Genomic DNA, 17,862 nt, shown 5'->3' with positions numbered 1-17,862 from the left:
GTCCGTGCAGCCCCGCTCACTCGCTGTCGGACTCGCCCTGGTGGGACTCGTCGTCCTTGGCGGCTGTAGCGCCTTCGGCACGGCCGGCCCGGACGCTGGCCCGCGGACCGTGACGCCAGCACCGGTCCCTACGCCGGACCCGAGCCTGCCGCCGGGTGTCACCGCCGACAGCGTCAGTGACCCCGGGCAGCTCGGGAACGCCCACGAGCGGCGACTTACGAACAGGAGCTACGCCGTCACAGTCGTCCGGGCAGTCAAGTTCGCCAACGGGACCACGGTGCGGCGGCTGGAGCGGGGCCGGCTGGTCGGAGACGACGGCACGGTTCGCTCGTGGCGTCACCGGACAGCGCGTGAGCGGGCCGGCGGCAATGCCATCGTCAGCAGACACGCGTGGACCAACGAGTCCGTCGGCGTTCTGCGTCTCCGGTATGCGAACGGGTCCACGCGGTACACCGTCGTGGAGTCCCGACAGCGGTATCCGTACCGCCGGACCGCGTACAACGTCGCGGAGACGTTATCGGACGAGAACGCGGCCGTCGTCGCCAGCGACACCGACGCCGATCCGCCGACGTACGCACTCGAGTCACGGAACCTGAGCGAGGAGTGGGCAACGAGCACCGACCTGGACCGCGTCGAAACGAGCAGTATCCGAGCGGTCGTCACCGGGACGGGCCTCCTCAAGCGGGCGTCGGTGCGCTACACCGGGACGCGCGACGGCGCGCCGGCCGTCGCCAACAGCACCGTTCGGTTCGACACGGACCCGGGAGCGGTCACGCGGCCGGCGTGGGTGGCGACGGCACTCGAACAGGAGAGCCGCGAGAACGGAACAAACACCGAGCGGACGCAGGCGACCGATTAGACCGGGACGAGCGGCGACAGCGCCAGTGCGACCCCGACGACGAGCACCGGGTAATCACGACGGTCGAAGGAAAGCGGCGGGAGCGTCGGGTTCCACGCGAAACAGCGGGCCCGCAGGGCAACCGAGAGCCGGTCCGAGCGGTCGAGCGTGCGTTCGAGCGACCGAACGGTGAGCAGCCTAGCACGGTCCCACAGCGGGCGAGCCTCGCCCCCGCGAGCGTGGATCGCGTCGCGCACCTCCCGAACGTCCGCAAGCACCAGCGGGAACAGCCGAACCACCAGCGCCATCCCGACACCGAGGATCTGACCGGGCTTGCCGGGAATCAGGCGCTGGACCGCCGCCCGCGTGTCCCGAACCGGCGTCGACGTGAGGTAGGCAGCGCTGACGAACAACACCGGGAGGATGCGCCCGACGTGTAGGGCCGAGCGCAGCGCCGGTTCGACCCGAAACCACGGCGGGCCGAGCGCCACGCCGGCGATGACCGGGGCCAGCGCCAGCACGGCGAGGACGACCCGATAGGATCGCAGGACGGCCAGCGGCGAGAGTCGCGCCGCCGCAAGCGTGCCCAGCGCGAACACGGTCGTCCCGACGAGCCACGGGAGCGTGGGATGGGCGACCGCGGCGATGGCGAGCCCGAACTGGACCAGGAGCTTCGATCGCGGGTCCAGCCGATGCGCGAACGTCGACCCGGGCCGATAGCTCAGCATCGCGGGTCTCGGACGCCGAGGTCCGGGAGCGCATCGAGCGCCGCCGACGGCGATTCGTCGAGAACGACCCGGCCCTCGTGGAGGACGACGAGGCGGTCGGCCCGCTCGTGGAGGTCCCGGAGGTCATGAGTGACGACAATAATGCCCGTCCCGTCGGCGGCCAGCGCGTCGAGGTGGTCGAGAACCGACTCCCTGGCCGGCCAGTCGAGGCCGGCGAGCGGTTCGTCGAGCACGAGGTAGTTCGGCGCCATGGCGAGCGCCCCGGCGATGGCGACGCGAGCCTGCTCGCCGCCTGAAAGGGCGTCGATCCGCCGGTCTCTGGCCCCATCGAGACCGACAGCCTCCAGCGCCGCGTCGACCCGGCGGTCGATCTCGGCCCTGTCGAGGCCGAGGTTCTCCGGGCCGAAGGCCACGTCAGCGCCCACGGTCGCGGCGACGAACTGGTCGCGGGGGTGTTGAAACACCATCCCGATTCGTGTCCGGGCGACGACGGGGTCGTCCGTCACGTCGGTGCCGTCGACGGTGACTGTCCCGGAATCCGGCGTCAGCAGTGCGTTGAGATGCCGGACGAGCGTCGTCTTGCCGCTCCCGTTCGGGCCGACGAGCAGGCAGTACTGGCCGTCCGGTACCGACAGGGTCACGCCGTCGAGGACATCCACGTCGTCGTACCGATGGCGCAGGTCGTCGACTGCGATCATCGACTGGCGAGGTAGCCGCCCTGCACGACGGCGACCGCGATACCGAGCTTCAGGAGGTCGAGCGGCACGTACGGGGCCATCACGGCGGCGGCGCGAGTGAGCGGCAGGCCGGTTACCATCGACAGCCACGGGACGCCGATGGCGTAGACGACGGCGACGGCCGCGACGAGCGCGACGGCCTGCACCGGGACGGAGAGGTCCGCGACCGACCGGGGCGTCGTGCTCCGGTGTGCGATTGCGCCAGCGACGACCGCCCCGACCAGAAAGCCGACGAGGAAGCCGCCGGTCCCCTGCCCGGCGATGACGTAGCCCAGACCCGCGTTCCCGTTCGAGAACACCGGGACGCCGGCGATACCGACCAGGATATACAGCAGCAGGGCGACACCGCCCCACAGCGGCCCCAGCACCAGGCCGGCGAAGAACATCCCGAAGGGTTGCAGCGAGAACGGCGGCAGCGTCCCCGGGAGCGGAATAGATATCTGTGCGAGCGCCGCGGTCAGCGCCGCGATCAGCACCGCCTTGGTGAACCAGCCGACGGTCTCGTCGTCGACGAGGTCGACGGATTGCTCTGTTGCCATGGGTCACCCTCTCTCGTCAACCGAAATATAGCCAGTGGTTCACGGGGCGGGATTCCACAGGTTGTCCATAACAGTCATTGTGAATACGAGACTTCCATTCATGGGATTGTCGCGGACAGTTGGTCACTGCAAGGAATGAACTGACCGGAGTGAGTCTCAATCTAGCCCTCCGATGAGCGTTGCTGCCTCTCGGGCGATAGTATCAACAGTGTCTCCTCTCAGTTGCCCTTCAATTTCAGCAACGTCAGCGTGTTTAATCGTGACCAGAACCCACGGATTGACGTAACTTTCACGAGGGAGTCCGCCACTTGTGAAGTCTGTTTCGGCAAGCGGGATTGCAGCAGAACGACGTGTTGTCGTGACAACCGCATAGACGGCTTCTTTATCACGAAATGGTGGCTCTTCTGTGCTCAGACAAACGTATGGGCGATATTCGTGGGGTCCCAAGAGGTCTGGACCTTTCACGACGGTGCCCCGGGCGTATTACTCAGTCATGCGTCTGTGTCAGCGTAGTAGTCGTCGGTTGTTGATGCCGAGCTTGCAGCCTGCTGTGCTGCGAACGAGGCGAGTCGGTCGTCGTCTGCAATAGCCCAGTAGCGGCCACGGTGGCGGACTAGTCCTCGATCTTCCAACCGTGACAGCACGACACCGACGCTCCCACGAGGAATGTCGGTCGCCTCGTAGATTTCAGTCTGTGTGAACGCCTGCTCGTCATTGGCTGCTAAAAAAGTGAGAATCCTGTGGGGCTGTGTTCCCTCCGTAATGTCGAGAGTATCTTCGGACTCATCCTCGAACCGGTCAATGTTGATTGGCATGTGTAGTGATATGTTATAGAATGTAATAAACTGTTTGGTGCGGTCAATCCACAGGCAAACTGAGCGGCTGTTTCAGCTATATAAGTGGATAAATAAACTGAATTCACAACGGCTGATAATACTCACTCGGCCGGCGTGACCCGAACGAGCACGTCGTCGCGCTCACGCGGGAACCCGTCGCCGGCCCGCCCGTCGCGGTTCGACGTGACGAGATACAGCCCGCCGTCGGGCCCCTGCTCGACGTGGCGAATCCGACCGAGTTCGTCGGCCAGCAGGGAGTGGGTCGTCGCGGTGTAGCCGTCGTCGGTCCAGTCGGCGTCGTACACCTCGGCACCCTGGGCCGGCGGACGGTCCTCGCCGGCCGGCGTCAGCGTCGTGACGAGGAGTTTCTGGCCTTTCAGGCCGCCAGTGAGCAGTCGGTTCCGCAGCGACGGCACGGCATCGCCGGTGTAGAACAGCGAGCCGGAGGGTGCCCACCCGCCGGCGTTGCCGGTGTTTGCGAGCGGTCGGCGGACCTCGGGGCCGGCATCGAGGTACTCCCCGTGTTCGCGGGTGTCGGGCCACCCGTAGTTCCCGCCGGCTTCGAGGCGGTTGAGTTCGTCCCGCCCGGTCGGGCCGTGTTCCGAGGCGACGACGGTGCCGTCGGGGAGCCAGGCCAGCCCCTGTGGGTTCCGGTGGCCGTAGGTGAACACCCGCGGGTCCCCGCCGAGGTCCGGGTTTCCGGGTGCGGGGTCGCCCGCGGGCGTCACGCGAAGGACCTTTCCACCGAGCGAGTCGGTGTCCGCGGCCAGGTCGCCGGCACCGGCGTCCCCCGCCGTGATCCAGAGGTAGTTCTCGGGGCCGAAGGTGAGCCGCCCGCCGTTGTGTATCTTGCTCCCGGGGATGCCATCGACCAGGACGGACTCCGTGGCGGCGGGGTCCTCGGCCGAGACGTCCATGGCGACGACCCGGTTGAACCGCTCGTCGTCGTCGGTCATCGTCGTGTAGTAGACGTACACCACCGGCGGGTCGGGGTAGGTCGGGTGGGCGGCGACGCCGAGCGTACCGCCCTCACCGCCGGTCACCCACCAGCCGTCGTCGCTCGATTCCGCGTCGATGACCGCGGCCGGTTCGGTGACCGTCCGGACGCTACCGTCCGCAAACGAGAGGACGCGGCCGACCCGCTCGGTGAGAAACAGCGTCCCGTCGGCGGCAAACGAGAGGTCCCACGGGATTTCGAGGTCCTCGATGAGCGGTTCGGTATCGAGCGACGTGTCTGTCGGCGACGTGGTCGGAGCCGTCCAGTCGGTGTCCGGTGCCTGGCTCCGCTCGTGGCTGACGGACACGTCGTACCTGTCCAGCGTCCGAGCCGGGCCTGTCGTCGTGGCTGTCGGCGTCGGGTCCGAAGAATCGGTCTGTGTCTCGGACTCACCGCGACAGCCGGCCAGCCCGGCCGCCCCGACGGTCGCGAGTGCGGCGAGATACTGACGGCGGGAACTGGCGTCGCGGCTGGGATTTCGCATAGATTTCACTGACGAGTAAAGAAGAATAAAGATGTCGGAGACGGCCGGGTTAGCGAGCGGCAGCCGCGACGCGTTCTTTCTCTTCTTTCTGGTTGACCGCGTAGGTCTGGACGTCGTCGTTGGCGGCACCGACCAGCTGCTGGGCGAGCGCCTCGGCGGCGCTCGTGGTGGTCTTGAACGAGCCACCGTAGACGCCCTCGGCGAGGAACTTCAGGGCCTGGTCGACGCGACGCTGTGGCGCGACGTCGACGGCCTTCGGGACCGAGATACCACCGTATTTCAGGCGGACGGTCTCCTCTCGGGGGGCGCTGTTCTCGACGGCACTGACGAGCACCTGAATCGGGTTCTCGTCGGTGCGCTCGTGAACGATGTCGAACGCCTCGGTGACGATCGAGGTGGCGAGTTGCTTCTTGCCCGTGTTCTCGTCGGTCTGCATCAGGCGGTTGATGAGCCGCTCGACGATGCTGATCTCGCTTTTCTTGAACTGTTTGTCGGCGTGACGCCCCATCGTGTGGGCGATCGGTGTGACGGTGATGTAGCGCTCGGTGGAGGGGTCGGAGTACTCGATGTCCGTAACCGTCCACTCGCCGAACAGCTTCGCGCGGGCCGTCTCCGGCTCGCTTTCCTCGGCCGCGTCAGCATCAGCGTCAGGTGTGTCTTCGGCACTCATGGTTATCGGACCGGTTTCTCCGCGTTCCCGCGAACGAGTTCGATGAGGGAGACGCCGTTGACTTTCTCGACCTTGTAGTTGACACCGGAGAGGTCGCCCATCGCGCGGCCCTTGGCCCCGCCGATACCCGCGATCGTGACCTCGTCGTGCTCGTCGATGAAAGAGATAGCGCCGTCACCGGGACAGAACGCGGTGACCTGCTTACCGTTCTTGATGAGCTGGACGCGGACACACTTCCGGATAGCGGAGTTGGGCTGTTTGGCCTCGATTCCGACTTTCTCCAGTACGATACCTCGTCCCTGGGGCGCACCCTCGAGCGGGTCGGACTTCTTGCCCAGGCCGCGTTCGCGACGCGCGTAGTCAGTGTCGGACCACCGGTGTTTCTGGCGGTCCTTCTTGAGCTTGCGCGCGGCGTACTTGCCGTTCGCCATAGTAGGCACTGGTACCTTTCGGAGGTACTTAAGACTCCTCTTTCGGACTCGGCCGGTAGCGCCGGCGTGTGTGGCGTTCTGTGCCATAGGTGTGACACGGGAAGGTGGTGGAGAATTACTTTTGATAATGAGGGGGATGGATTTACACCAGCAGTAAAGAAAGCGGTCAGCAAGACGCTACAAGCGATACATGAAGCTCACAACAGTCCTCCCAGCGGCGATTCGGAAGAGCTACCTCCGGAAGTTCGGCCTCGCTGTTGCGGTCATCGCGCTCGTCGTAACCAGTGCGGGGCTGGTGGCAGTGGACGCTGTCGGCGCGGACCTGACCGAACAGCGACAGAACGAACTGGAGACGACTACCCAGCAAGAGGCGAACACGATGGCCGGATGGATCGAACAGTCCCGCCGGACCACCCGATATCTGTCGAACCATTACCAGGTGGGCAGTTCGTCGACACAGGCCATGCGGGCGTTTCAGACGTCCGAGACACGGATCGGTGGCTCGCTCCACACGATCACGCTCGTGAACAGTTCCACGGGGGCCATAGAGGGCTCGACGAACGAATCGTACCAGGGCCGGACACTCGACGACCTGGGCATCCAGTGGCGAACGAGCAGCGGGACGCTCCTGTTGAGCGGCGAAGACGCGGTTTCGCAGTCACGCGTGTTCGAAGAGAACGGGGCACACTACATGGCGTTTATCAGCAACGTCCCTCGGACGAGTTACCGGACAATGCTCATATACGACGTTAGCAAGCGCTCCCAGTCGTTCGAGAACTCGATCGACGGGGGCGAGACCCACGTCATCGAGTACGACAACGACGGCAACGAAGTGATCTTCGCGGACAATACCTCGCGGATCTTCGACCGCTATGACGGCGAGACCGAACGGCAAGTGATAAACAATGGAGCAAACAGGACGACCGGCACGCTACAGGCGAACGGCGAAGTGTGGGGATACGCCAAGGTGGAGGCGATGAACTGGGTCGTCGTCAAGCGCGCACCAGTCGAGAGCGCCTACGCCCTGCGCGATACGATCCAGCGGGACACCTTCGCGCTCATCGGCCTGGCACTGTTCAGCTTCCTGGCGTTCGGAGCCTTCGTGGGCCGTGATATCCGCAATTCGCTCACGGCCGTCGCGTCGAGTGCCGAGGCCCTCGCCCGCGGCGAACTGGACGACCACAGGGAGACCAGCGAGCGACTCGACGAGATCGGTCAGGTCCAGAACGCGTTCGTCGACATCCAGTCGTACCTCGGGACCGTCGCCGCGCAGGCCGACGCGCTCTCCAGACAGGACTTCGACGACGAGGTACTGGACGACGACGTGCCCGGTCGACTCGGCGACTCCCTCGAAGCGATGCGCGGCGACCTCCGGCAGTTCATCGGCGACATCGAAACCGCAAAGCGCGACGCCGAGACGGCACAGGCGGAAGCCGAGGCGCTTGCTGATTCGCTCGAACAGCAGGCCGAGGAATTCTCGGCCGTGATGCGGAAGGCGGCCGAGGGCGACCTCACGCAGCGGCTCGACGCCGACACGGACAACGACGCGATGGCCGAGATCGCCGCCGCGTTCAACGACATGCTCGCCGAACTCGGCCAGACCGTCGTCCACATCCGGGAGTTCGCCGACGACGTCGATGGCTCCGCCGACCAGATCACCGCGAGCGCCACGGAGGTCCGCGACGCCAGCGAGGAAGTCAGCGAGTCCGTCCAGGAGATCGCGACTGGCGCGGAGACCCAGTACGAGAACATTCAGGAGACTGCCGACGAGATGTCCAGCCTCTCCGCGACAATCGAGGAGGTCGCGGCCCAGGCCGACGAGGTCTCGGCCACGTCGAACGAGGCCGCCGAGATCGGCGAGACCGGCAGCGAGCGCGCGACGGAAGCCGCGGAAGTGATGAACGATATCGAAACACGGGCCGACGAGACCATCGACCGCGTCGAGTCACTCGACGCGGAGATGGCGCAGATCGGCGACATCGTCGATCTGATCGACGACATCGCAGAGCAAACGAACATGCTCGCCCTGAACGCCTCCATCGAGGCCGCCCGGGCCGGTGAGGCCGGCGAGGGCTTCGCCGTCGTCGCCGACGAGATCAAGGGCCTCGCGCAGGAGACGACCGAGGCCACCGAGGAGGTCTCGTCCGTCATCGAAGACGTGCAGGACACCACCGGCGAGGCCGTCACCGACATCAGAGAGATGGGTGATTCAGTGACGGACGGCATCGACACTGTCGACGACGCCATCGAGTCGCTCGAACAGATCGTCGACCGCGTCGAGGAGGTCAACGACGGTATCCAGTCCATCAGCGACGCCACCGACGAGCAGGCGGCCTCGACCGAGGAGACCGTCGCCATGATCGACGAGGTCGGGACGATCAGCGAGGAGTCGGCCAGCCAGGCGGAGGGCGTCGCCGCGGCCGCGGAGGAACAGACCGCGACGATCAACGAGGTCACCGGTGGCATCGAGTCCCTCTCGGACCAGGCCAGCGATCTCAGCGACCTGCTGGCACAGTTCGACGTGGAAGCACACAGCGACACGGACGTGTACGAACACGACGACGGTGTGACCGACGACTGAGTGACAGGGTCCACAGCCCCCCGGCACTGCAGTCCGTCATGATTAAAAATATACCCCCGACCGCCTGGAATCAGGCGTGATAACTGGGGAGTTGGATTCTAGTACCGGCGCTTGAGTTGTTCAGACAGACCTGCGGTAGTATCTATGAACCTCGAACAACGCCTCCCAGACGTCGTCCGTCGAACGTATCTCCGGAAGTTGACGCTCATCGTTCTCTGTATCGCCCTGCTCGTCGCGGGTGTCAGCGTCACCGCGGAGCGGACGGTCGCAAGCGAACTGACCGAACAGCGCGAGAACGAACTGCAGACGGGCACCGTCCAGACGGCGGCCACGACCGAAGACTGGGTCCGCAGTCAGCGAAACGCCGCCCGTACCCTTTCGACCCTCTCCGACATTGAATCCGGGAGCCAAACGATGGTCAGGGGTGCGTTACAGCGCCAGGCGTTCTACCAGCCGGAATCGGTGTACGCTATCCACTACGTCGAAGAGGGGACGTTGGAAATCAAGCAGTCGTCGCTGAACGACCGACGCGACACGTCGCTCCGGACGGACGATTTCGAGTGGGAGGGCGGTAGCACCTCCTTCGCCGGGTCGAACTCGGTCGCGATGTCGACGGTGTACACCTACGACGGGCGCAAGCACATCGCCTTCGCGAGCCCGGTCGCACGGAGCGACAAGATGGTCGTCGTGGTCCACAACGTCACCGCGCGGACGGCCCAGTTCCGCAACTCCATCGACGGCGGTGAAACCCGGATTATCCGACAGGACGGCACAGTCCAGTTCGCCGAGGACGCCTCGACCATCGGCACGCAGTACGACGTGTCCACCAACCTGACCGCACTCGCAGCAGGAGACAGCGGGGTGGCCCGGAGCGGCGCATATCTTATCGCTGCGGAGCCCGTCGGTGACACGTCGTGGATCGTCGTCAAGCAGGCCCCGAAGTCGGCCGCCTTCGCACTGCGTGACAGCATTCAGGAGAGCTTCATCGCCATCATCGGCGTCTCACTGGCCGGGTTCACCCTCATCGGCGTCCTTGTCGGGCGCGGCATCATGCAGTCACTCAGACGGCTCTCCACGCAGGCGGAAGCGCTGGCGGTGGGGAACTTCGACACCGACATCGAGCAGTCCGACCGCCTCGACGAGGTCGGCGACGTCCAGAACGCCTTCTACGAGATGAAGACCTATCTCGACACCGTCGCCGCACAGGCCGACGCGCTCTCCAGACAGGCCTTCGACGACCCGGCGCTGGAGAAAGACGTGCCCGGCCAACTCGGAACGTCGCTGTCGAGCATGCACGGCAACCTCGAATCGTTCATCAGCGACCTCGAACAGGCCCAACAGGAGGCCGAAGAGTCCAAAGAGGAGGCGGAGCAGTTGGCCGGGACGCTCGAACAGCAGGCCGAGGAGTTCTCGGCCGTGATGCGGAAGGCGGCTGACGGCGACCTCACGCAACGACTCGACGCCGACACGGACAACGACGCGATGGCCGAGATCGCTGCCGCGTTCAACGATATGCTCGCCGAACTCGGCCAGACGGTCATGCGTATCCGGGAGTTCGCCGACGACGTCGACGGCTCTGCAGACCAGATCACCGCGAGCGCTGCGGAGGTTCGCGACGCCAGCGAGGAGGTCAGCGAATCCGTTCAGGAAATCGCTGACGGCGCGGAGACGCAGTACGAGAACATCGAAGAGACGGTCGACGAGATGTCAGACCTCTCCGCGACGGTCGAAGAGGTCGCAGCACAGGCCGACGAGGTTGCAACCACGTCGAACGAAGCCGCCGAGATCGGTGAAACCGGCAGCGAACGCGCGTCGGAGGCTATCGAGGTGATGAACGACATCGAGGCGCGGGCCGACGAGACCATCGACCGCGTCGAGTCCCTCGACGAAGAGATGGAGCAGATCGGCAACATCGTCGACCTCATCGACGACATCGCCGAGCAGACCAACATGCTCGCGCTGAACGCCTCTATCGAGGCTGCTCGGGCCGGTGAAGCCGGCGAAGGATTCGCCGTCGTCGCCGACGAGATCAAAGGTCTCGCACAGGAGACGACCGAAGCCACCGAGAAAGTCTCGACAGTTATCGAAGACGTGCAGGACACCACCGGCGAGGCTGTCACCGACATCAGACAGATGGGTGACTCCGTCACAGACGGCATCGACACTGTTGACGACGCCATCGAGTCGCTCGAGGCCATTGTCGACCGCGTCGAGGAAGTCAACGACGGTATCCAGTCCATTAGCGACGCCACCGACGAACAGGCCGCGACGACGGAGGAAGTCGTCGCAATGACCGACGAGGTCGGGACGATCAGCGAGGAGACCGCGTCCCGCGCGGAGAACGTGGCCGCGGCCGCGGAGGAACAGACCGCGACGATCAACGAGGTCACCGGCGGCATCGAGTCCCTCTCGGACCAGGCCGGCGACCTCAGCGAACTGCTCCAGACGTTCGATGTCGAGAGCGAAACGACGCACGACGCCGGAACGACACACAGCGACACCGACGTGTACGAACACGACGCGACGGATGTTCCGGTGAACGACGACTGAGACGGGCTGTCGGAGCGGGGTTCCCCGCGGAATGACTGGCCTGGTCAGAGACTGCGACAGTCCGTCCGAACGCGTCGCTCTCCAGTGAGCGCTCACGAAAGGTGAACCGAGCGAAGCGCCCGCTCAGGTCAGTTCGATGCCGTCGATCTCGAAGTGTCGTTTCGCCAGTTGCCGCGCGGCGTCGATGTTCCGCCCCTCACGGCCGATAGCGGCCCCGCGGTCTTCCTGTGCCACTTCGACGTAGGCGACGGTGTCGTCGTTCTCCGAGACGGTGACGTTGTACACCGCGGCCGGCGCGAGCGCGTTGGCCACGAAGTCCTCGGCTGTCTCGGCGGCTTCGACGAGTTTGACCTCGCGGCCCAGTCGCTCTTCGACGCGCTCGACCGTCTGGCCGCCCGGGCCGATGGCGTCGGCCATCTCCCCGCGCTTGACCAGATACACCACCTGGTCGTGGTCCTCGTCGACGACGCAATCCCGGACGGTGACGGCTGCCTCGTCCTCGAAGAGGGCGACCAGTCGACGCGCTTCGTCCGAGAGTTCGACCCGCATCAGTCCTGGGTCGTGCCCATCCGGAGGTTGACGTCGCCGGTGCCGAGCTTGATCGGCTTGCCGACGATGACGTTCTCCGTGACGCCGTCGAGTTCGTCGACCTCGCCGTGGATGGCGGCGTCGAGCAGGTGATTGACCGTCACCTCGAAGGCGGCACGGGCGAGCACGGAGTCTTTCGAGCCGGAGATACCGTGGCGGCCGATGGACTCGATGGTCCCCTCGTTGGTCATGATGTCGGCCACGAGCATCAGGTGCCGGACGTTCACGTCGTCGAGCCCCTGCTCTTCGAGCGTGTTCATCGTCTCGTTGATCAGGGTCTCGCGGGCCGCTTCGACGCCGAGTTCCCGGTAGATCTCGTGGATGTTGTTACACGTCGTCCGGGAGGCGTCGACGCCCTCGATGTCGAGCACTTCGCCGAAGTCCGACCCTTCGGTGTAGAGGACGAACTCCTCGCCGTTGTCCGTCTCCTCCTTGCGGATGACGACGCGGGTGATCTCCTCGATCCCCTTGAAGACGATCTCCCGCAGCTCCTCGACCAGCTGTAGCAGGTCGCGGTAGCTGGGCTCCTCCGGCCCGAACTCGATGACCGTGCCGGCCTGCCGGGTGGAGACTCCGAGGTTGGATTCGATGGTCTCGGCGATCTCCTCGGCGATGGCGTCCGTGTCGTTGACCGTCGGCCACCGCTCCAGCAGCGTGTCCTCGTTTAAGTCGATCTCGACGAGCATGTCCGCGACGTTCGTCGAGATGTCGCCCAGCGCGAGGATGCGCGTCGCCTCGATCTTCCAGACGACTTCGTGGGCGCGCTCGCGGTCCGTGGCGTATTCCTCGTCTAAGTGGACCGTCATCATCGGCGTGTCCGGCGTCTTCCGGGCGTCCACCAGCTCGATGAGCCGCGGCAGGCCCTGGGTCACGTCGATCTCGGCGACCCCCGCGTAGTGGAACGTGTTCATCGTCATCTGCGTTCCCGGTTCGCCGATGGACTGGGCCGAGACGGTCCCGACCGGGTCCAGCGGATCGACACGGGTGTCGAGGTAGCGTGACTCGACGGCCTTGGCGATGCGGTCGGCGTCGTCGACGCCGACGCCCCGTTCCTCGACGGTGCTGTACACTTCGTCTTTCAGCCGTCGGGGCAGCTCAGTGTCCTCGACGACGGCCTCGATGTCTGCTGATACGTTGTGCGCTGTCATTGTTAGTCGTCACCCTCGGCCATCCACCAGTCGTCCGCGTGTTCCGAGAGGTTGGTCCGCTCGGTCCGCGTGCCGAGGAAGCTCTCTTTCTGCTTTTCGCTTTCGAACTCCTCGTCGAGGACGCTGTCGGCGATCTGCTCGACGTCGACGATGTCGCCCTCCTGGTTCGAGGACACGTCGACCGGCGACGTGCCGTCCTCGCCGAACTCGAACTGGACGATAGTGTCCGAGGTGTCCCGGACGGTCCCGTCGTACTGTGTTTCGAGTTCGGAGAGCGCGTTGATGAGCCGGCGCTGGAGGTAGCCGGACTTCGACGTCCGGACGGCCGTGTCGACCAGCCCCTCGCGGCCACCCATCGCGTGGAAGAAGAACTCCTTCGGGCCGAGCCCGGAGCGGTAGGACGCTTCGACGAAGCCGTGGGCGTCCGCCGAAAGGTCGTTCTCCTCGAAGTGGCTAAGCGTGCGGTTCTCGTAGCCGCGGTTGATCCGCTCGCCACGGACAGCCTGCTGGCCGACACAGCCGGCCATCTGAGTCAGGTTCAGCATCGAGCCACGCGCTCCGGACTCGGCCATGATGACGGCCGGGTTGTCCTCGCCGAAGTGGTCCTCGGCGATGTCACCAGCGGAGTCACGCGCCTTGCCCAGTGTCTGCATGATCTTCATCTCCAGCGTCTCGTCGACGGTTCGACCGGGCAGCGATTCCAGGTCGCCCCGTTCGTAGGTCTCGATGAGCTCCTCGACGCGGTCGTACGCGCTGTCGATGGCGTCGTTGATCTGTTCTTCGGCCTCTCGCGGGATGGACTCGTCGTCGATGCTGATGGAGAACCCGAAGTGCATGATCGACCGCATCGCCAGCGCCGAGACCTCGTTGACGAGAATCCGGGCGCGGGTCCGGGAGTACTCCTTGGCGATGGTGTCGACGATCTCGCCGCCGAAGGCCCCGACGGCGTCCTCGTCGATGGTGCCGCCGGTCATCTGGCCGTCCTCGACGACGACGGTGTCGCCAGCCGAGGAGGTGAATTCGAGATTCAGGTCGTCGGGCAGCAGTTCCGAGAACAGCGAGCGGCCGGTCCAGTACTCCTCGCCGTCCTCGTCGACGCCGTCCGCCTCGGGCAGTTCGTCGATGCGAGTCGCCCGGAGGAGGTCAAGCGCCTGCGTCTCGTTGAACTTCGGATTCGTGTGTGTCAGCAGGTAGGTCCCGCTGATGTGGTCCTGAATCGCGCCGATGATGTTCTCGCCGAAGCGCGGGGAGAGCATCTGTTCCTGCACGCGCATGAGGACGCGGGCCTCGGCCCGGGCTTCCTCGTTCTGGAGGGCGTGCATGTTCATCTCGTCCCCGTCGAAGTCAGCGTTGTACGGCGGACAGACCGTCGTGTTCAGCCGGAACGTCTTGTACGGCATCACGACGACCTCGTGGGCCATGATGGACATCCGGTGCAGCGACGGCTGGCGGTTGAAGATGATGATGTCGCCGTCGACCAGGTGGCGGGACACTTCCCACTCCGGTTCGACCTTCTCGGCCAGTTCCTCACAGTTCTTCTCTGTCACCTTCAGCCGGCGGCCGTCGGGTCGCTTGACGTAGTTCGCGCCGGGATGGGCCTCGGGCCCGTTGGAGACGTAGCGTCGGGCCTCTTCGAGGTTACGTTCGGTGACGTTCATCGTCTGGGTCATCTCCTTGGCGACCCGGTCCGGGACGCCGACCTCGTTCAGCGACAGGGTCGGGTCCGGCGAGATGACGGTACGAGCCGAGAAGTTCACACGCTTCCCGGACAGCGAGCCCCGGAAGCGACCCTCCTTGCCCTTCAGGCGCTGGGAGAGGGTCTTCAGCGGGCGGCCGGAACGGTGTCGTGCCGGCGGCGTCCCCGAGATCTCGTTGTCCATGAACGTGGTGACGTGGTACTGCAGCAGTTCCCAGAGGTCCTCGATAATCAGCTGTGGCGCACCCGCCTCGCGGTTCTCCATGAACCGCTGGTTGATGCGGATGATGTCCACGAGCTTGTGGGTGAGGTCGTCCTCGGAACGCTGGCCGTTGTCCAGCGTAATCGAGGGCCGGGCCGTCACCGGCGGCACCGGCAGCACCGTCAGAATCATCCACTCCGGTCGGGAGCGGGCCGGCTTCATCCCCAGCACTTCGATGTCCTCGTCCGGGATGTCCTCGAACCAGTCCCGGATGTCGCTTGGCATCAGCTTGTTCATGTCCTCCTCGGTCAGGTCGACCGACAGCGCCTTCTCCAGGGCACGGCGGTCCTCCTGCCGGGGCCGGAATTCGCCGCTGAGGATCTCCTGGACGCGGCTGCTGTCGATGCCGGTCTCCTCGGAGAGCTCGATGGGCGAAATGGGGTCCTCGGATTCCTCCATCGCGGCGGCGATCCGCTCGGGGTAGTCCGAGGCCAGCACGTCCTGGACCTCGTAGTAGGTGGTCGGCTTCTCGTGTTTGATGTCGTACTGCTTCTCGCCACAGAAGGGACAGCGGTCCTTCTTGCGGGCCTGTCGGATAGCGGCCTTGGTCACGTCGTTGAGGTCGCGACCGAGGTCCTGGGTCCGGGTCAGTCGGTCGGCGAACTCCTCGCGCTCGTGCTCGTCGAGACAAAGCCGGGAGCACTCCCGGCAGGTCCCGCGCAGCAGCCGTCGGATGAGCTTCGCGAAGCCGACGTGGATGACGGGCGCGGCGAGTTCGATGTGGCCGAAGTGGCCGTTGCACGACCCGCTGTGTTTCCCGCAGGTCTTGCACTCCAGCCCGGGGTCGATGACCCCGAGTCGCGGGTCCATCAGCCCCATGTCGATGGGGAAGCCGTCGTCGTCGTACGTGTCGGCCGTGATCACTTTCGTGGCCGACATCTCTCGGTACTCCTCTGGGTCCATCAGCCCGAAGCTGAGCTGACCGATTTCCTGGGGTGTCTGTTGTGAGCTCATACTGCGTCCTCCAGTTCGATCCGCGGCGCGATACCGAGCGCCTTCATCTCGTCGAGCAGGAGCTTGAACGCGTAGGACATCTCGACCTCGTGGATGTCCGTCTCCTCCTCGCAGTTCGGACAGTAGATGCGCCGTTGCTCGACGTTCTCGACGGCGGTCATCCCGCACTGCCCGCAGACGTTGATCCACTCGCGGTCGGACTCATCGAGCAGGCGCTCCTTGAGCGCCATCGCCGCGCCGTGCCCGATGAGCACGTCCCGCTCCATCTCACCCACGCGCAGGCCACCTTCGCGGGCCCGCCCCTCGGTTGGCTGGCGGGTGAGCACCTGCACCGGCCCGCGCGAGCGGGCGTGCAGCTTGTTCGAGACCATGTGGTACAGCTTCTGGTAGAAAATGTCGCCGACGAAGATTTCGGCGTCGATCTTCTCGCCGGTGACGCCGGAGTACATCGTCTCCTTGCCCGACGAGTCGAAGCCGTGCTCTTCGAGCGAGCCGCGGAGTTCCTCCTCGTCCTCGCCAGTGAAAGCGGTGCCGTCGACGCGGCGGCCTTCGAGTGCGCCGACCTTCCCGCCGATCATCTCAAGGATGTGGCCGACGGTCATCCGCGACGGCAGCGCGTGCGGATTGATGATGAGGTCCGGGACGACGCCCTCCTCGGTGAAGGGCATGTCTTCCTGGGGTGCGATGTGGCCGACGACGCCTTTCTGGCCGTGCCGGCTGGCGAACTTGTCCCCGAGTTCGGGGATGCGTTCGTCACGCACCGAGACCTTCGAGAGCTTCGAGCCGTCCTCGCCCTCCATCAGCGTGACCGTGTCCACGACGCCGGATTCGCCCGAGCGCATCGTGACGCTCGTCTCCCGGCGCTTCTGGGGCGAGAGACCACCCATGTCGTCCGGCTCTTCGAGGAATCTTGGTGGTGAGGTCTTGCCGAGCAGGACGGCGTTCTCGCCGACCTTCGTCTCGGGGTTGACGAGGCCGTCGTCGTCGAGGTGTGTGTACGCTTCCTCGCCGCGTGCGCCGCGGACCTCGTCGTCGGGGATCTCGAAGCGGTCCTCCTGGCCGCCGGGGTAGCGCCGCTCCTCGCCCTCGTAGGTGCGGAAGAAGTGCGAGCGGGCGAGCGCGCGGTCGACCGACCCCTGGTTCATCACGAGTGCGTCCTCGATGTTGAACCCCTCGTAGCTCATGACGGCGACGACGAAGTTCTGTGCCGCGGGGCGGTCGTCGTAGCCGATCTGTTCGGTGGTCTGTGTCTTGACCATCGACAGCTGCGGGTAGTGCAGCAGGTGCTGGCGCGTGTCCGGGCGGATGCGGTAGTTCGCCGACGGCAGGCCGAGCGACTGCTTGATCATCCCCGACCCCATCGTAATCCGGGGCGAGGCGTTGTGTTCGGGGTAGGGAATCATCCCGGCACCGATACCGAACATCAGCTGCGGGTCGACTTCCAGGTGCGTGTGTTTCTCCGTGAGTTCGTCCTCGTCGACGCCGACGAGGATGTCCTCCTCTTCCTCGGCGTCGATGAACTCGACGAGGCCGCGTTCGACGAGCTCTTCGAACTCCAGCTCGCCGTTTTTGACCTGTTCGACCTCCTCGTCGGTCATCAGCGGCTCGCCGTCCTCGACGACCAGCAGCGGGCGTCGGGCACGGCCGGCGTCGGCGTTGATGATGACTTCCCCGGTCCGGTTCTTGACCGAGACGTTGACCATCTGGGAGACGTCCCCCCGTCGTCGCGCCTGTCGTACCTGTTCTGCGAGCTGTTCCGGGTCGGGGTGTGTGCCGACCAGACTACCGTTTACGTATACTTTGGCTTCGCGTCCCTGACTCAT

At 65.3% G+C, this 17,862-nt stretch carries 15 protein-coding genes; 3 read left to right on the top strand and 12 right to left on the bottom strand.

The genetic code is table 11. The features are described from left to right. Positions 1–4: 4 nt before the first annotated feature. Positions 5–859 carry a hypothetical protein gene (locus tag ACY9XZ_RS07645; RefSeq protein WP_463456447.1) on the top strand — a complete coding sequence of 285 codons (855 nt, stop codon included), beginning with the start codon at positions 5–7 and terminating at the stop codon, positions 857–859. Here ACY9XZ_RS07645 and ACY9XZ_RS07640 read toward each other — a convergent pair. From ACY9XZ_RS07640 to ACY9XZ_RS07605, 8 genes are all read right to left on the bottom strand, one after another. Then, positions 856–1,566, bottom strand: coding sequence for an energy-coupling factor transporter transmembrane component T family protein (locus ACY9XZ_RS07640; RefSeq protein ID WP_463456446.1), 711 nt, complete (start codon positions 1,564–1,566; stop codon positions 856–858). The two genes, ACY9XZ_RS07645 and ACY9XZ_RS07640, sit on opposite strands and share 4 nt — an antisense overlap. After that, positions 1,560–2,264 carry an energy-coupling factor ABC transporter ATP-binding protein gene (locus tag ACY9XZ_RS07635; protein ID WP_463456445.1) on the bottom strand — a complete coding sequence of 235 codons (705 nt, stop codon included), beginning with the start codon at positions 2,262–2,264 and terminating at the stop codon, positions 1,560–1,562. The genes ACY9XZ_RS07640 and ACY9XZ_RS07635 overlap by 7 nt, the downstream gene beginning before the upstream one ends. Continuing rightward, a complete protein-coding gene (locus tag ACY9XZ_RS07630) occupies positions 2,261–2,842 on the bottom strand; it encodes a biotin transporter BioY (protein WP_463456444.1) in 582 nt (193 codons plus the stop codon). The genes ACY9XZ_RS07635 and ACY9XZ_RS07630 overlap by 4 nt, the downstream gene beginning before the upstream one ends. Before the next feature lie 156 nt (positions 2,843–2,998). Next, complete coding sequence (locus ACY9XZ_RS07625; RefSeq protein ID WP_463456443.1) at positions 2,999–3,307, bottom strand: hypothetical protein; 309 nt, start codon at positions 3,305–3,307, stop codon at positions 2,999–3,001. 26 nt (positions 3,308–3,333) lie between these two features. Continuing rightward, positions 3,334–3,657 (bottom strand): MarR family transcriptional regulator, encoded by a 324-nt coding sequence (locus tag ACY9XZ_RS07620; protein WP_463456442.1) that lies wholly within the window; start codon positions 3,655–3,657, stop codon positions 3,334–3,336. 122 nt (positions 3,658–3,779) lie between these two features. Continuing rightward, positions 3,780–5,159, bottom strand: a complete 1,380-nt coding sequence (locus ACY9XZ_RS07615; RefSeq protein ID WP_463456441.1) for a PQQ-dependent sugar dehydrogenase — start codon at positions 5,157–5,159, stop codon at positions 3,780–3,782. A 49-nt stretch (positions 5,160–5,208) separates the two neighbouring features. Continuing rightward, positions 5,209–5,829, bottom strand: a complete 621-nt coding sequence (locus ACY9XZ_RS07610; protein WP_463456440.1) for a 30S ribosomal protein S7 — start codon at positions 5,827–5,829, stop codon at positions 5,209–5,211. A gap of 2 nt (positions 5,830–5,831) precedes the next feature. Beyond that, positions 5,832–6,260 carry a 30S ribosomal protein S12 gene (locus ACY9XZ_RS07605; protein WP_004515440.1) on the bottom strand — a complete coding sequence of 143 codons (429 nt, stop codon included), beginning with the start codon at positions 6,258–6,260 and terminating at the stop codon, positions 5,832–5,834. Between the two features lie 190 nt (positions 6,261–6,450). Between ACY9XZ_RS07605 and ACY9XZ_RS07600 the strand changes: the two genes are divergently transcribed. Continuing rightward, positions 6,451–8,841, top strand: coding sequence for a methyl-accepting chemotaxis protein (locus ACY9XZ_RS07600; RefSeq protein ID WP_463456439.1), 2,391 nt, complete (start codon positions 6,451–6,453; stop codon positions 8,839–8,841). 144 nt (positions 8,842–8,985) lie between these two features. Beyond that, on the top strand, positions 8,986–11,391 hold the full coding sequence (locus tag ACY9XZ_RS07595; RefSeq protein ID WP_463456438.1) for a methyl-accepting chemotaxis protein: 2,406 nt from the start codon (positions 8,986–8,988) through the stop codon (positions 11,389–11,391). A gap of 123 nt (positions 11,392–11,514) precedes the next feature. On the opposite strand, the gene ACY9XZ_RS07590 is transcribed toward ACY9XZ_RS07595, so the two are convergent. From ACY9XZ_RS07590 to rpoB, 4 genes are read right to left on the bottom strand one after another with little or no spacing between them, the layout of a single operon-like run. Further along, complete coding sequence (locus ACY9XZ_RS07590; protein WP_004515442.1) at positions 11,515–11,940, bottom strand: NusA-like transcription termination signal-binding factor; 426 nt, start codon at positions 11,938–11,940, stop codon at positions 11,515–11,517. Beyond that, on the bottom strand, positions 11,940–13,127 hold the full coding sequence (gene rpoA2 / locus ACY9XZ_RS07585) for a DNA-directed RNA polymerase subunit A'' (protein WP_463456437.1): 1,188 nt from the start codon (positions 13,125–13,127) through the stop codon (positions 11,940–11,942). Before rpoA2 ends, ACY9XZ_RS07590 begins: the two co-directional genes overlap by 1 nt. A gap of 2 nt (positions 13,128–13,129) precedes the next feature. Continuing rightward, a complete protein-coding gene (locus ACY9XZ_RS07580; protein WP_463456436.1) occupies positions 13,130–16,039 on the bottom strand; it encodes a DNA-directed RNA polymerase subunit A' in 2,910 nt (969 codons plus the stop codon). Beyond that, positions 16,036–17,862: a DNA-directed RNA polymerase subunit B gene (gene rpoB / locus ACY9XZ_RS07575; protein ID WP_463456435.1), complete on the bottom strand. Its 1,827-nt coding sequence runs from the start codon at positions 17,860–17,862 to the stop codon at positions 16,036–16,038. The genes ACY9XZ_RS07580 and rpoB overlap by 4 nt, the downstream gene beginning before the upstream one ends.

Source organism: Haloarcula sp. HT12, from assembly GCF_055271655.1.
The sequence above is the reverse complement of the archived record's forward strand: the minus strand, read 5'-3'. Positions and strand labels throughout refer to the sequence as shown.